The 13,986-nt window shown below is 66.9% G+C and carries 12 protein-coding genes and 2 tRNA genes; 8 read left to right on the top strand and 6 right to left on the bottom strand.

Annotated features, from left to right (window positions below; all coding sequences use genetic code 11):
* Positions 1–8: 8 nt before the first annotated feature.
* On the top strand, positions 9–551 hold the full coding sequence (locus C5B91_RS11130; RefSeq protein ID WP_008094887.1) for a hypothetical protein: 543 nt from the start codon (positions 9–11) through the stop codon (positions 549–551).
* A gap of 76 nt (positions 552–627) precedes the next feature.
* The gene (locus C5B91_RS11135) at positions 628–2,142 is read left to right on the top strand and encodes a DASH family cryptochrome (protein WP_115819338.1); all 1,515 of its coding nucleotides are present in this window, start codon (positions 628–630) and stop codon (positions 2,140–2,142) included.
* Positions 2,143–2,179: 37 nt separating this feature from the next.
* Here the strand turns inward: C5B91_RS11135 and C5B91_RS11140 are convergent, their stop codons facing one another.
* The 6 genes from C5B91_RS11140 to C5B91_RS11165 form a co-directional block, all read right to left on the bottom strand.
* Complete coding sequence (locus tag C5B91_RS11140) at positions 2,180–2,611, bottom strand: disulfide bond formation protein B (RefSeq protein WP_008094895.1); 432 nt, start codon at positions 2,609–2,611, stop codon at positions 2,180–2,182.
* Positions 2,612–3,039: 428 nt separating this feature from the next.
* The gene (locus C5B91_RS11145) at positions 3,040–4,416 is read right to left on the bottom strand and encodes an MgtC/SapB family protein (RefSeq protein WP_115819781.1); all 1,377 of its coding nucleotides are present in this window, start codon (positions 4,414–4,416) and stop codon (positions 3,040–3,042) included.
* A 156-nt stretch (positions 4,417–4,572) separates the two neighbouring features.
* Positions 4,573–4,647, bottom strand: a tRNA-Glu gene (locus tag C5B91_RS11150).
* An 86-nt stretch (positions 4,648–4,733) separates the two neighbouring features.
* Positions 4,734–6,710, bottom strand: a complete 1,977-nt coding sequence (locus C5B91_RS11155; RefSeq protein WP_049967847.1) for a 3-hydroxyacyl-CoA dehydrogenase/enoyl-CoA hydratase family protein — start codon at positions 6,708–6,710, stop codon at positions 4,734–4,736.
* A 141-nt stretch (positions 6,711–6,851) separates the two neighbouring features.
* A complete protein-coding gene (locus tag C5B91_RS11160) occupies positions 6,852–7,433 on the bottom strand; it encodes a DNA-3-methyladenine glycosylase (protein WP_049967846.1) in 582 nt (193 codons plus the stop codon).
* Between the two features lie 110 nt (positions 7,434–7,543).
* Positions 7,544–8,905, bottom strand: a complete 1,362-nt coding sequence (locus tag C5B91_RS11165; RefSeq protein WP_008094901.1) for a RimK/LysX family protein — start codon at positions 8,903–8,905, stop codon at positions 7,544–7,546.
* 131 nt (positions 8,906–9,036) lie between these two features.
* Between C5B91_RS11165 and C5B91_RS11170 the strand changes: the two genes are divergently transcribed.
* The 6 genes from C5B91_RS11170 (at position 9,037) to C5B91_RS22090 (ending at position 13,970) form a co-directional block, all read left to right on the top strand.
* Positions 9,037–10,062 (top strand): succinylglutamate desuccinylase/aspartoacylase family protein, encoded by a 1,026-nt coding sequence (locus tag C5B91_RS11170; RefSeq protein WP_115819339.1) that lies wholly within the window; start codon positions 9,037–9,039, stop codon positions 10,060–10,062.
* Between the two features lie 110 nt (positions 10,063–10,172).
* Entirely contained in the window at positions 10,173–10,568 is a 396-nt protein-coding gene (gene sdhC, locus C5B91_RS11175; protein ID WP_004974453.1) for a succinate dehydrogenase, cytochrome b556 subunit, read from the top strand.
* Positions 10,568–10,939 (top strand): succinate dehydrogenase hydrophobic membrane anchor subunit, encoded by a 372-nt coding sequence (locus C5B91_RS11180; RefSeq protein ID WP_008094908.1) that lies wholly within the window; start codon positions 10,568–10,570, stop codon positions 10,937–10,939. The genes sdhC and C5B91_RS11180 overlap by 1 nt, the downstream gene beginning before the upstream one ends.
* Positions 10,939–11,820, top strand: a complete 882-nt coding sequence (locus C5B91_RS11185) for a succinate dehydrogenase/fumarate reductase iron-sulfur subunit (RefSeq protein ID WP_008094909.1) — start codon at positions 10,939–10,941, stop codon at positions 11,818–11,820. The genes C5B91_RS11180 and C5B91_RS11185 overlap by 1 nt, the downstream gene beginning before the upstream one ends.
* 55 nt (positions 11,821–11,875) lie before the next feature.
* Positions 11,876–13,723, top strand: coding sequence for an FAD-binding protein (locus C5B91_RS11190; protein ID WP_008094911.1), 1,848 nt, complete (start codon positions 11,876–11,878; stop codon positions 13,721–13,723).
* A 149-nt stretch (positions 13,724–13,872) separates the two neighbouring features.
* Positions 13,873–13,970: transfer RNA gene (locus C5B91_RS22090), tRNA-OTHER, on the top strand.
* The last annotated feature ends 16 nt before the right edge of the window (positions 13,971–13,986 follow it).

Below are 13,986 nucleotides of genomic sequence, written 5' to 3' on the forward strand. Positions count from 1 at the left end.
ACGGGGCGATGGCCGAGCCTGACTCGCCGACCGTCTCCGGCGAGCAGGCGGACGGCTCGCTCGACGAGGCCGACATCCACGACGTGCTCAGAAACGAGCGGCGGCGGCTCGCGCTCGAACGACTGCGCGACGGGGACGGTCCGGAGTCGGTCGGCGACCTCGCGGAGCACATCGCCGAGATAGAGTCCGGCGAGTCGCCACCTCCCAAGAACGTCCGCCAGAGCGTCTACATCTCGCTGCATCAGACCCATCTGCCCAAGCTCGATTCGCTCCGAATCGTCGCGTACGACTCGCGGGCGAAGACCGTCTCGCTCGGGTCGAGCGCGGCGGAGCTCGACCACTACTTGGCGGACGGGGAGCCGACGCAAGCTCCCTTCGCGCTCCTGTCGCTCGCGACGTGTCTCGCCGGGCTCGCGCTCCTCTTCGCCGGCTGGATGGGCGTCCCCGTCATCGACCGCGTGGACCCGCGGCTCGTCGCCGGCCTCGCGCTCACCGTCGCCGCCGTCGCCGCCGGCGCGGAACTCGGCCTGCAGACGCGAAGCCGGACGTAGACCCGGAGACACGGCCGGGGGTCGCCCCAGAACCGCCGTTCGACTCAAGTCAGCCCCATCCTAAGCGCCGCCGACGATGTCCGAGTCAACTTCGCTCGCGTGGTTCCGCCGCGACCTCCGTCTGCACGACAACGAGGCGCTCGCGGCCGCCTGCGACGCCGACGGCGTCCTCCCGGTCTACTGTCTCGACCCCCGCGAGTACGGCGACCGGCCCTTCGGCGGGTCCGACTCCTTCGACTTCGACAAGACCGGCGCGCACCGCGCCCGCTTCCGCCTCGAATCGCTGTCCGACCTCCGGGCGTCGCTCCGTGACCGCGGGAGCGACCTCGTCGTCCGCGAGGGAACACCCGAGTCCGTCCTTCCGGAGTTGGCGGCGACCGTCGACGCCGACTTCGTGACGGTCCACACGCGTCCGACCCCCGAGGAGTCGAGCGTCGAGTCGGCGGTCGAGCGAGGACTTCGAGACGACGGCGTCGACCTCCGTCGCTTCTGGGGCCACACGCTCACCCACCTCGACGACCTCCCGATGGCGCTCTCCGAACTTCCGGACACGTACACGACGTTCCGGAAGGCGGTCGAATCGGCCGCCGAAGGCGACGAGGGAGGTGACGCAGGCCAAAGTGGCGAGTCAGCGGGCGACGGCGACCCAGCCGGTCGTGACCCGCTCTCCGAACCGGACGTCCCGCCGCTCCCGGTCGACGCACCCGCCGCGGGCGACCTCCCCTCGCTTTCGGACCTCGTCGGGACTGGGGCCGCCGAGTCCCCCCGCACCCCCGACGACCGCGGCGTCCTCCCCTTCGACGGCGGTGAGACGGCCGCGTTCGATCGCGTGGAGTCGTACATCTGGACGGGCGACCACCTCCGCGAGTACAAGGAGACGCGAAACGGACTGCTCGGGGCCGACTACTCCTCGAAGCTCTCACCGTGGCTGAACGAGGGCTGTCTCTCGCCGCGGTACGTCAAGGCCGAGGTGGACCGCTACGAGGACCGACGGGTCGCAAACGACTCGACGTACTGGCTCGTCTTCGAACTCCGCTGGCGCGACTTCTTCCAGTTCCAGTTCGCCAAACACGGGAGCGACTTCTTCCGCCGCGGGGGCATCCGCGAGCGGACCGACATCGACTGGCGGGCGGACGAGACGCAGTTCGAGCGCTGGGCGGCGGGCGAGACGGGTATTCCTTTCGTCGACGCGAACATGCGGGAGTTGAACGCGACGGGCTACATGTCGAACCGCGGGCGGCAGAACGCGGCGTCGTTCCTCGCCAACGACCTCCGACTGGACTGGCGACGCGGTGCGGCGTACTTCGAGACGCAGCTCGTCGACTACGACCCCGCGTCGAACTACGGCAACTGGGCCTACATCGCGGGCGTCGGCAACGACTCGCGGGACCGCTCGTTCGACGTGCGCTGGCAGGCGAAGCGCTACGACGAGGACGCCGAGTACGTGAGGACGTGGCTCCCCGAACTCGACGTGTTGCCCGCCGAGTACGCCCACGAACCGTGGGAGCTAAGCGACGAAGAACAGGCGACCTACGGGGTCGAGTTGGGCGTGGACTACCCCGAACCGATGGTCGACCTCGACGGGAGTTAGAGCGGCGACGGCGCTCGGAGTGCGGGCCCAACCGCGGTCACATCCCCCACGCGTCGTCGGCCGACCCGCCGAGGCGGGCGGCGGCGAGCGCGAGGACCGTCACGAGCGCGAACCCGATGAACGCGAGTCGCGGAATGGTCAGGATGCCGCCGAGCATGGGATATTGGATGGACGTACACGGGCCGCCGACGGTACAGGTCGCGCCCGGTGCGACCTGCAGGTACGAGTGGTAGCCCGAGAGGGCGAGCCCTCCCAGCGAGAGGGGAAGCACCGTCTTCCAGACGCCGGGTCGGTCCTCGACCGCAGCGACTCCGAGCACCACGACGAGCGGGTACATCAGGATGCGCTGGTACCAACAGAGGTCGCAGGGCGTGAGTCCGAGACCGAGGCTGAAATAGAGGCTCCCGCTCGTCGCGGCGAGGGCGACGAGCGTTCCGGCGGCGAGCGCGGCGCGCGTCGTGTCCGACACGGTCAGACGCTCCCGAGATCGTTTCTCGCCCGGTTCGGCTTCGGGGCCGACTGTTGTCGCTTCGCGTGCGGTTCGCCACGGTCTCGTCGGGTCGGGTCGCGTATCATCGCTCGGTGGACGTAGAGCCACGATAGACGCCGGCGAACCTCAAGCCATCGGCTTCGCAGTCGAGCCGTCGGCGCGGACGGGGGTGGTCGGACGAATCGGGGTACTCAGACGAGCGCAGTCGCTCGGGAGGGTGGATACGTGGAGTGACCCTCGCCCGTCGGGGGACGACCGACGGGCGAATCTTCGTGGGTCGCTCGGTCACGGGATACGCGCCGAACCAGTGCGATTTGATTGCCGCGGCACGGTGCTATCAATGTTGTGTCGCTGACTGTTGTGTCGGTTCGGTAATTCCGCGTGCGCGTGTCTCCGTGCCGCCCGCCTTACGGGCGAAAGACGACGATAGCGACGCCGGCGACGCCCGCCGCCACGAGGAGCGCGCTCCGCCGGGCGACCGGCCCGAGGAGTTCGCGGTCGACGCTCGCCGCGAGAGCCACCTTGACCGCGATGCTCGCGGCGGTTCCGGCGAGGACGCCGACGACGGCGGTCGTCCCGTCGATGTTGCCGCCGCCGTAGAGCGTGACGGCGGTCGTGACGACCGACCCGCTCGACACCAGTCCGCCGAGGAAGCTCGTTACGACGAACCCGGTCGCGCCGAAGTACTCCTGTGCCGCCGCGGAGGCGAGCAACACGAGGAGGAAGAAGACGCCGAAGCGGAGGGCGCTTTCGAGGCTGAACGGCGACTCGAACGCGACGTCGAGGTCGACGCCCCACTCGCGGGAGTGAAGCGCGTAGCCCACCCCAACGAGCGCGACGAGTCCGAGGGGAATCCCCACTTGGACCGCGAGCTCCGGGACGAACACGACGACGAGCGAGAGGTTTCGAAGCGCCATCGCCGCGTCGGCCATGAGAATCGCGCCGGCCGCGAGCGGCCGAATCGACGGGTTTCGCCTCGTTCGTCCGGCGATCTCGCCGATGACGGCCGTCGAGTTCACCAGCCCCCCGAAAAACCCCGTGATGGCGATGCCGCGCTCGCCGTACCGCCGGATGATGACGTAGTTGATGAAGCCGATTGCGCTCACCGCGACGACGAGCAACCAGACGGTTCGGGGACTGACGGCGTCCCACGGCCCGATTCGCCCCTCGGGGAGCAACGGATAGACGACGAACGCGATGATGGCGAACTCGACGGCGCTTCGAGCCTCGTCGGTCGTCAGCCGCCGGGCGAACCCGTGGAGTTCACGCCGCAGGACCAACAGCAGCGACGACGTGAGCGCGACGACGACGCCCTCGATGACGAAGCCGCTCACGACAGCCGCGCCGACCGCGTAGGCGACCAGAAGCGACGTGGACGTGGTGAGCGAGAGGCTCACGCCGAGGTCGTCCAACCGTGCGGCTCTGGCGTCGTCGAGGCGGGCTTCCCCGGAGTCGGAATCTGAATCGACGTCGAAATCCGCGTCGGAGTCGGGTTGCGGGTCGTCGTGGCTGTCGGTGTCCCGGGCGTCCAACTGGTGCTCGACTAACCCACGGCTCCCGAGCAACACCGCCTGCACAACCACCAGTAACCCGCCGACCGCGAGGAGGATGTCGCTCCCGACCGCAACGGCGACACCACCGAGAAGGCTCGTCAGCGTGAACGTCCGCACGCCGGCGCTCTTTTTCGACCGCTCGCGCTCCAAGCCGAGGAACATCCCCAGCGCCGCCGCGACAAACAGGCGGACGACGACGGGGTCAACCTGCGAGACGAACTCTTCGAGCATCATCGAACTCCCGTCCCGGGACGCTCGTGCTCCATGCTATGTGTATATTTAATTGCTATCGTTAAAAACGTGTAAGCTAACTACTGTGGGCGCGAGTCGAGTCGGTCGGTGACCAAGAGACGCGGAAGTCTCTCGGAGGGTTGTGTTCGACAGAAGTGCTCGGTCAGGGATTTGAACCCTGGTCCTCGGCTCGAAAGGCCAAGATGATTGGCCGGACTACACCAACCGAGCGTCTGCATTCACGAGTGGTCGTTGGACTATTTTAAGCGTTGCGTTCCATCGTGGGTGAGTGAGAGGAACCCACCCACGGCTTCGACTTATTCGCCCGTGAACTCGGGGTCGCGGTCGCTCGTGAAGGCGGCGATGCCCTCCATCAAGTCCGAGGTGGTAAACAGCAGGCCGAACGCCTGCGCTTCGACTTCCAGCCCCGAATCGGTGTCTTCCCAGCCGTTGTGCATGGCGCGCTTGGTGTAGCGCTGGGCGACCGGCGGGCCCTGTGCGAACCGCTTCGCGTACTCGAAGGCCCGTTCTTCGAAGCCGTCGTTCTCGACGACCTCGTTGATGAAGCCGTAGTCGGCCATCGTCTCGGCGTCGTAGCGGTCGGCGCTGAAGATAATCTCCTTCGCGCGGCCGGTGCCGACGATGCGCTGGAGACGGACCGTGCCGCCCCAGCCGGGGAGGAGCCCGAGGTTGTGCTCCGGCTGGCCGAGTTCGGAGCGCTCCGTGGCGATGCGGAGGTCGGCGCACATGGCGAGTTCCATCCCGCCGCCGAGACAGAAGCCGTCGATGCCGGCGATGACCGGCTTGTCGAGTTCCTCGAGCTTTCCGAACGTCTGTTGGCCCTTCCGGGAGATTTCGACGCCCGAGACGGCGTCGCCGCCGCCCGCGGCGATGCTCGTCACGTCGGCCCCGGCGGAGAACGCGCGGTCGCCGGCCCCCGTGAGGAGCACGGCGCGGACCTCGTCGTCCTCGGCGAAGGCGTCGACTGCCTCGGAGAGTTCGTCCATCAGTTCGATGCTGATGGTGTTGAGTCGGTGCGGGCGGTCGAGGGTGATGTGACCGATGCCGTCGCGCACCTCGATGGAGATGTCGTCGAACGCGGGAGCCTCGTCGGATTCCTCCTCGCCGCCGTAGAAGCCCTCGCCGGACTGGGCGAGGTCGCGGAGGTACTGCACGGCCTCGTAGCGCTCCTCACCGGTTTCGTCGTGGAGGTTGTCGAGCGCGCCGACGAGGGTCGCGATGCCGGCGCTGTCGGCCATCTTCGCCGGGCCGTCGGGGAAGCGTCCGCCGAGTTTGACCGCGCGGTCGATGGCGGCCGGGTCGGCCACGTCGTTGCCGACGAGGCCGGCGACCTCGTTCGCCATGACGCCGAGGAGTCGGTTCTTGACCGCTTCGCTCCCTTTGTCGTGGGGAACTTCTGCGCCCTCGCCGTCCTCGTAGTCGTAGAATCCCGTGCCGGTCTTCTGGCCGAGGTCGCCCTCTTCGACCTTTTCGGAGAGGAGCGGGCACGGCTCGTAGGCGTCGCCGAGCACCTCGTGCATGTATTCGAGGACGTGATAGCCCACGTCGATGCCGACGTAGTCGGCGAGTTCGAAGCTCCCCATCGGGAGGCCCATGTCGTACTTCGTCGTGGAGTCCACTTCGGCCATCGTCGCGTCGCCGGCGTGGACGATCCACGCGGCCTCGTTCATCAGCGGGACGAGGATGCGGTTCACGATGAAGCCGGGGCTGTCCTTGCGGACGCGGACGGGCGTCTTGCCCATCTCTTCGGCGAGGTCCTCGACGAGTTCGAGCGTCTCGTCGGCGGTGTGCGCGCCGGAGATGACCTCGACGAGGTCCATGCGGACCGGCGGGTTGAAAAAGTGCATTCCGCAGAAGCGCTCGGGTCGCTCCGTCACTTCGGAGAGTTCGGTGATGGAGAGACTGGAGGTGTTGGTGGCGAACACCGTGTGGTCGGGAGCGTGTTCCTCCAACTCGGTGTACACCTCCTTTTTGATGGACATCTTCTCGGGGACAGCCTCGATGACCACGTCGGCGTCGACGACGGCCTCGCCGAGGTCCACCGCCGTCGAGACGCGGGCGAGCGCGGCGTCGGCGTCGTCCTGCGACAGTCGGTCCTTCTCGGCGAGTTTGTTCAGCGACCACTCGATCTGGTCGTAGCCCTTCTGGACGAACTCGTCTTTGATGTCGCGCAGTACGACGTCGTAGCCGGCGAGAGCCGCGACCTCCGCGATGCCGTGGCCCATGTTGCCCGCTCCGAGAACGGTGATACTGTTGACGTCATCTACGTTCATGGACGAACGTTATAGTGCGCGGCGGTTTCAACGTTTCCCTCGCGTGAAATATAAACGTAACAGTCGTTTATTCTCTCGATCGGAGAAGCCACCGCAGTCTGTCGATTATTCGACTCACTCTAGCTTTCCACCCGTTCGAAGTTAGTCCACACACCGCCAGAGATACCGGCTGGCGTAGCTTCGATAGGGGGCCCAGCGCTCGGCGCGCTCGCGCATCTCGCCGCGGGAGACGGCGTCGGGTTCGAACCCGAAGACGCGTTCCATGCCGCGTCGAATCCCGAGGTCCTCGACCGGGAACACGTCCTCGCGGGCGAGCACGAAGATGAGGAACATCTTCGCGGTCCAGTCGCCGACGCCGCGAATCTCGGTGAGCGCCGCGACGACCTCGTCGTCGTCCATCTCCCGGAGGGATTCGGCCGACAGGCCGTCTCGGAACGCGTCGGCGACGTTGCGGACGTAGCCGACCTTCTGAGTCGAGAGGCCGCAGTCGCGCAGGACGGCCTCGTCGGCGGCCAGTATCCCCTCGGGTGTGACCTCGACGCGGTCGAACAGGCGGTCCCGAATCGTCGCCGCCGCGGTCGTCGAGAGCTGTTGGTTGACAATCGAGACGACCAGTCGCTCGAAGGGGTCGTCGGCGGGGTCGAGCGAGAGCGGGCCGTGTTCCTCGACCACGTCGCCGAGGTGCGGGTCCGCCCGGAGTTCGCGGTAGGCGTCGTCGCTCATCGGCCAGTGGTTGGGTCGTCGAAGAGAAAAGTGCGCGTGTCTCGGGCGCGGTCGTCGGTCGTCGCGCCGATGGCGAGCGCGCCGATGGCCGTGGCGTGGCGCGGGCCGACTTACTCTTCGAGGAGTTCCTCTTCCTCGTCGTCGCTGTCGTTGCGGTCGGCGTTGGCGCGGCGGCGCACGTCCACGCGGTAGTGTTCGAGGATGTCGCGCCCGAGCAGCAGCGGGTAGTCCATGTGCGAGCGGTCCTCGACGCTGGCGGTCACGGTGTGCTGGGTGCCGCCGATACCGATGACGAGGTCGACCACGGGGCGGGCCTTCCCGCCCTTGAGGCTCCCGGACTTCACGCGCGTCATGCTCTTGATGGGCCCCGCGCCGATTTCGGCGGCGAGGCTCGTGTCGATGCTCGTCCGGGTCGCGCCGGTGTCGGACTTCGCGAGGGTCTGCTGGGAGCCGCTGGTCCCGTTGACGACGACCTCCTCGATATAGCCGATGATGGGCGCTTCGCCGTCGATGATGGGCGACTCGTTGGGGGCACACGAGGGGACGGAGTCGTCGAGCGTCGCGGACAGTTCCTCGACGCGTGCCTCGTCGACCTCGCCGCCCGCGCGCTCGATCGCGAGCTTCGCGATGTGCGGCGCGGGGCTCTTGCCCGTCGCCTGATAGAGGCCCTTGAAGCCGGCGGTCGGGTTGGCTTCGAGGACGAACCAGCCGTCTTCGCCCTCGACGAGGTCGACGCCGACGTAGTCCATCTCCATCACTTCGGCCGTGTAGAGCGCAGTTTCCCGCGCTTCCTCGGGCATCTCGTCGGTCGCGTTGAGCACGTCGCCGCCGAGGGCGACGTTGGTCCGCCAGTCGCCCTCCGGGGCGTAGCGGTACATCGCACCGATGATTTCGCCGTCGACGATGTAGACGCGCAGGTCGCGGTGGCGGTCGCCGTCACGGTCGATGAGCTTCTGCAGGAACGCCTGTCGGTTGCCGACCTTCGGGTTCACGGGCTCGGTCAGGTCGACCTTCCACGTCCCGCCGCCGTGGGTGCCGATGGCGGACTTGTAGACGCCGACGTCGCCGAAGCGCTCGCGGCCCTTGTTCAGCCGGTCGTTCGAGAGCGCGAGGAGCGCGTCCGGCACCTTGATATTCCAGTTAGCGAGCGTCGCGGCCGTGGCGAACTTGTGGATGGCCGCGAGGACCGCGTCGGGCTCGTTGAGCATCGGTCGGATGCGGTTGAACGTCGTCGCCAGCCCGAGCAGTTCCGCGGGTTCCTCGGTGTTCGAGAGGAGTAGCCGATTCGCGATGATGTCCACCTCAGGCTCGACCGTCACCTCGCCGTCTTCGATGCTGACCGCCGCGTTCTCCCGACGGAGCCACACCGGCTCGTGACCGAGGTCTTCGACCGCGTTGAGGATTGCCTTCGTCTCCTTGCTGTTGTGCAGAGAAAGCACGCCGACACGCACGGCGTCGTCTGTGGTGGACATACTCAGTTGATACCCTCCCGGTTTCAAAGACATGACGGTCGAGAGCCGGCCGCCCGCGGTTCGCAGCCGCGAGGTCGGCGTCGGGCGGTCCGTCGCGACCGTTTATAACCCCGGCCCTCCCATCGCATCACATGGCCGACAACGAGGCCTTCACCTACAACGGCGGGAAGGTCGAGCCGGGCGAGACACAGGACATCCGGTACGGCATCTCCGAGACGTATCTCGGCGACCCGGTTCGTATCCCCGTCACCATCATCAACGGGGAGCGGCCGGGGCCGACCGTGTTCCTCTCCGCCGCCGCCCACGGCGACGAACTGAACGGTATCGAGGTCGTCCGCGAGGTGGCCTACGAGTGGGACCTCTCGGACCTCGCGGGCACGCTCGTCTGTATGCCGGTGATGAACGTCCCCGCGTTCCTCGCCCAACAGCGGTACCTCCCCATCTACGACCGCGACCTGAACCGGTCGTTCCCGGGCTCCGAGACCTCCACGGGAGCAAAGCGGATGGCCCACCGCATCTACCAGAACTTCATCGCTCCCTGCGACCTCGGCATCGACTTCCACACCTCCACGCGGGGGCGAACTAACATGCTCCACGTCCGGGCGGACATGTCCGACCCCCCGGTTGCGCGCCTCGCCAACGCCTTCGGCTCGCACGTCATCATCGACAGTTCGGGGTCCAGCGGGATGCTCCGAACCGAGTCGTCGGCGAGCGGGACGCCGGCCATCACCGTCGAGATGGGCGAGGCCCACCGCTTCCAGCGCGAACTCATCGACGAGGCGCTCGCGGGCGTCGAGAGCGTCTTCGCCGAGTACGGCCTCCGAGAGACCTCGACGGTCAACTGGCCGGGCTGGCGGACCGTCATCTCGGACGAAAACGAGAAGACGTGGCTCCGCGCCGACGCGGGCGGCATCGTCGACATGCACCACGACCGCGGCGCGCTCGTCCACGAGGGCGACCGCATCTGCACGATTACGAACCCGTTCAAGGACGACAACGTCACCGTCGTCGCCCCCTTTACGGGCCTGCTCGTCGGCGTCCTCGAGAATCCGGTCGTCTACCCCGGGAACCCGCTTTGCCACCTCGTCGAACTGAAGGACAAGGTGCGGCGCGTCGTCGAGCGCGAGCAGTCCGGCACCCCCGAGCCGACGCTCTGAGACCGGCCGCCCCGCCCCGAGATATTCGGGGTCCGGCGACTTTTGCCAACCCTCACGAAACTCCATACACGTAAGTTCTATACCCTCCCCTTCCCGACACTCACAAGAGCATGAGTCAGTCTTACAATCGGGGCCTCATCGAGGACTTCAGCAGATGGCGGGAGTTCTCGGCCGGCATGTGGGCCTGGATATTCCACAAGTTCACCGGCTGGGTGCTTGTGGGTTATCTCTTTACCCACATCGCCGTGTTGTCGACGGCCCTCTCGGGCGCGGCGGCGTACACGAACACGATTCAGGCGCTGGAGAGTCTCTTGGTCGTGCGTATTCTGGAAGTCGGGCTGCTCGCGGTGGCGGTGTTTCACATCCTCAACGGACTGCGGCTGCTGTTCGTCGACCTGGGCGTCGGGCTGGAAGCGCAGGACAAGAGCTTCTACGCGTCGCTCATCCTGACGGGTGTCATCGTCGTTGCGAGCGTTCCCACGTTCCTCTCGGGGGTGAGCATCTAATGGCAGAACGATACACGTCCTTCGAGCCCGGCGGCCGGCGGTGGCTCTGGCAGCGGCTGACCGCCGCCTTCCTCGTCGTGGTGCTGGCGTTCCACTTCTTCCTGCTCCACTTCGTCAACCACGCCGACGAAGTGACGTTCGCCCTCTCGCAGGCGCGCATGGAGCAGTTGACGTACTTCTCGCTGATGATCCTGTTCCTCGTCACCGCGACGTTCCACGGGGTCAACGGCGTCTACAACGCCCTCGTCAACCAGGGCCTCTCTGGCACCCGGAAGACGGCGGTTAAGGCGATTCTCGGTCTCGCGAGCGTCCTGCTCATTGTGCAGGGCGTCCGCACGGCCCTCGCGTGGGCCGGAGGTGTTCCCATCTAATGAGCACGCAAGTTCCCGAATCAGTCGAAGAGGAATCGGCCACGGAGACGGCGTCTGCCGGCAAGCAGAAGCGCGACGCGAAAAAGCGCGAGCGCGCCGAGCGAGTCCAAGAGCAGCGCGAGGCCGAGGCGGCCGAGAAGGCGCGCTCCGCGGACGACACCTTCCACCTCAAGGTCTTCCGCTACGACCCCGAGGTGCCGGAGAAACAGGAGCCCCGCTTCGACGACTTCCACGTCCCGTACAAGCAAGGGATGACGGTCCTCGACGCGCTCATGTGGGCGCGGGACCACTACGACTCTTCTCTCACCTTCCGGCACTCCTGCCGGCAGGCCATCTGCGGATCCGACGCGCTGTTCGTCAACGGGTCGCAGCGACTCGGCTGTAAGACCCAGCTTTCGGACCTCTCGGAGCCGGTTCGGATCGAACCGCTCCCGCACGCCGACGTGGTCAAGGACCTCGTCGTCGACATGGAGCACTTCTACGACCAGATGGAGTCGGTCGAGCCGTACTTCCAGACGAACTCGCTTCCGGACGGCGAACTCGACGAGCAGCGCCAGACGCGCGAGAACCGCGAGAAGGTCAAGATGTCCACCCGCTGCATCTGGTGTAGCGCGTGTATGTCCTCGTGTAACATCGCCGCCGGCGACAACGAGTATCTCGGTCCCGCGGCCATCAACAAGGCCTACCGCTTCGCCATGGACGAACGCGAGGGCGAGGACATGAAGCAGCGCCGCCTCGAAATCCTCGAACAGGAACACGGCGTCTGGCGCTGTCAGACCCAGTTCTCCTGTACCGAGGTGTGCCCGAAGGACATCCCCCTCACGGAGCACATCCAGGAACTCAAGCGCGAGGCGATTAAGAACAACCTGAAGTTCTGGTGAACTTCCCGGTGAAACCCTGAAGTTCGACCAACCCTACGACACACCCAAACACACCATGTACGAACACGACGTTATCGTAGTCGGCGCGGGCGGGGCGGGCCTGCGCGCGGCGATTGCGGCACACGAGGAAGGGGCCGACGTGGCCATCGTGTCGAAGCTCCACCCGGTCCGAAGTCACACGGGCGCGGCGGAGGGCGGCATCAACGCCGCGCTCCGCGAAGGCGACTCGTGGGAGGACCACGCCTACGACACGATGAAGGGCTCGGACTATCTGGCCGACGCGCCGGCGGCCGAGACCCTCTGTAAGGACAGCCCGAAAGAGACCATCAAGCTCGAACACTGGGGGATGGCGTTCTCCCGTGACGACGACGGCCGCGTCAGCCAGCGGCCGTTCGGCGGGCTCTCGTTCCCGCGGACCACCTACGCGGGCGCGGAGACGGGCCACCAGCTGCTCCACACGATGTACGAGCAGCTCGTCAAGCGCGGCATCAAGGTCTACGACGAGTGGCACGTGACCCGACTGGCCGTCTCCGACGAGGAGAAGCCGGAGGACCGGAACTGCCACGGTATCGTCGCCTACGACGTTCAGACCGGACAGGTCGAGGGCTTCCGCGCCCGCAACGGCGTCATCCTCGCCACCGGCGGCCTCGGGCAGGTCTACGACCACACGACCAACGCGGTCGCCAACACCGGCGACGGCGTCGCGATGGCCTACCGCGCCGGCGCGCCGATGGAGGACATGGAGTTCATCCAGTTCCACCCGACGACGCTCCCCTCGACGGGCGTTCTCATCACCGAGGGCGTCCGCGGCGAGGGCGGCATCCTCTACAACGAAAACGGCGAGCGCTTCATGTTCGAGTACGGCTACGCGAACAACCTCGGCGAACTCGCCTCGCGCGACGTGGTCTCTCGGGCCGAACTCACGGAAGTCAACGAGGGCCGCGGCATCGAAGACGAGTACGTCCACCTCGACATGCGCCACCTCGGCGAAGAGCGCATCATCGACCGCCTCGAGAACATCATCCACCTCTCGGAGGACTTCGAGGGCGTCAACCCCCTCGACGCGCCGATGCCGGTCAAGCCCGGCCAGCACTACGCGATGGGCGGCATCGAGACCGACGAGAACGGCGAGACCTGTATCTCCGGTCTCTACGCGGCCGGCGAGTGCGCCTGCGCCTCCGTCCACGGCGGCAACCGCCTCGGCGGCAACGCGCTCCCCGAACTCATCGTCTTCGGCAAGCGCGCCGGCCACCACGCCGCGGGCAAGGACATGGAGGAGGCCAAAATCACGACCGGCAAAGAAGGCGAGTACGAACTCGGCGAGGTCGACTCGCCGGTCGAACTCGGCGAAGCGGGTATCGGTGAGGACGCCGTCGCCGACGGCGGGACGGCGGCGGACGCGGGTGCGACCGTCTCCGGAGCGGACCTCGTCCAGCGCGCCGTCGAAGACGAGCGCGAGACCATCGACACCCTCTTGGAGCGAGAAGACGGCATCCAGCAGGCCGAGATTCGCGAACGCGTCCAGAAGTCGATGACGCGCAACGTGAACGTCTTCCGCGAGGAGTCGGCCCTCAAGGACGCGCTCCGCGACATCCGCGAGGCGCGCGAACTCTACCAGGACGTGTTCGTGGCCGACAAGTCGCGGACGTTCAACACGGACCTGCTCCAGACGCTGGAGACGCGCAACATCCTCGACATCGCCGAGGCCATCACGCTCGGCGCGCTCGCGCGCAACGAGTTCCGCGGTGCCCACTGGCGCAAGGAGTACCAGGAGCGCCGCGACGAGGAGTGGCTCAAGCACACGCTGCTCTCGTGGAACGACGGCCGCCCGGAACTCTGGTACAAGCCGGTCATCCTCGAAGGCGAGGACAAGACGTACGAGCCGAAGGTCCGGAGCTACTGAGCCGACCGCGACTCAAGCGAGTCGCAGACGCCCTTTCTTTCGACGTCGACTCCCGAGCGGTGCCCCGACGCGCCACAGCGCGCCGAACCGCGCGACCGCGACCGGAGCCCACCAACGGCTATTTGCCCGCTCGACCCCTACGCCCGCCCGGAAGGGTGGCTCAGTGGTAGAGCACACCGGCGCAGGCCCTCGCGGTCGGTCCGGTGGTTTTCAATGGCTTCGCGTGGTTCGACTCCCGCCCCTTCCGTCTCGGAACCGCGCGC

Origin of the sequence: Haloferax sp. Atlit-10N (assembly GCF_003586325.1) — an archaeon.
GTDB lineage: Archaea > Halobacteriota > Halobacteria > Halobacteriales > Haloferacaceae > Haloferax > Haloferax prahovense.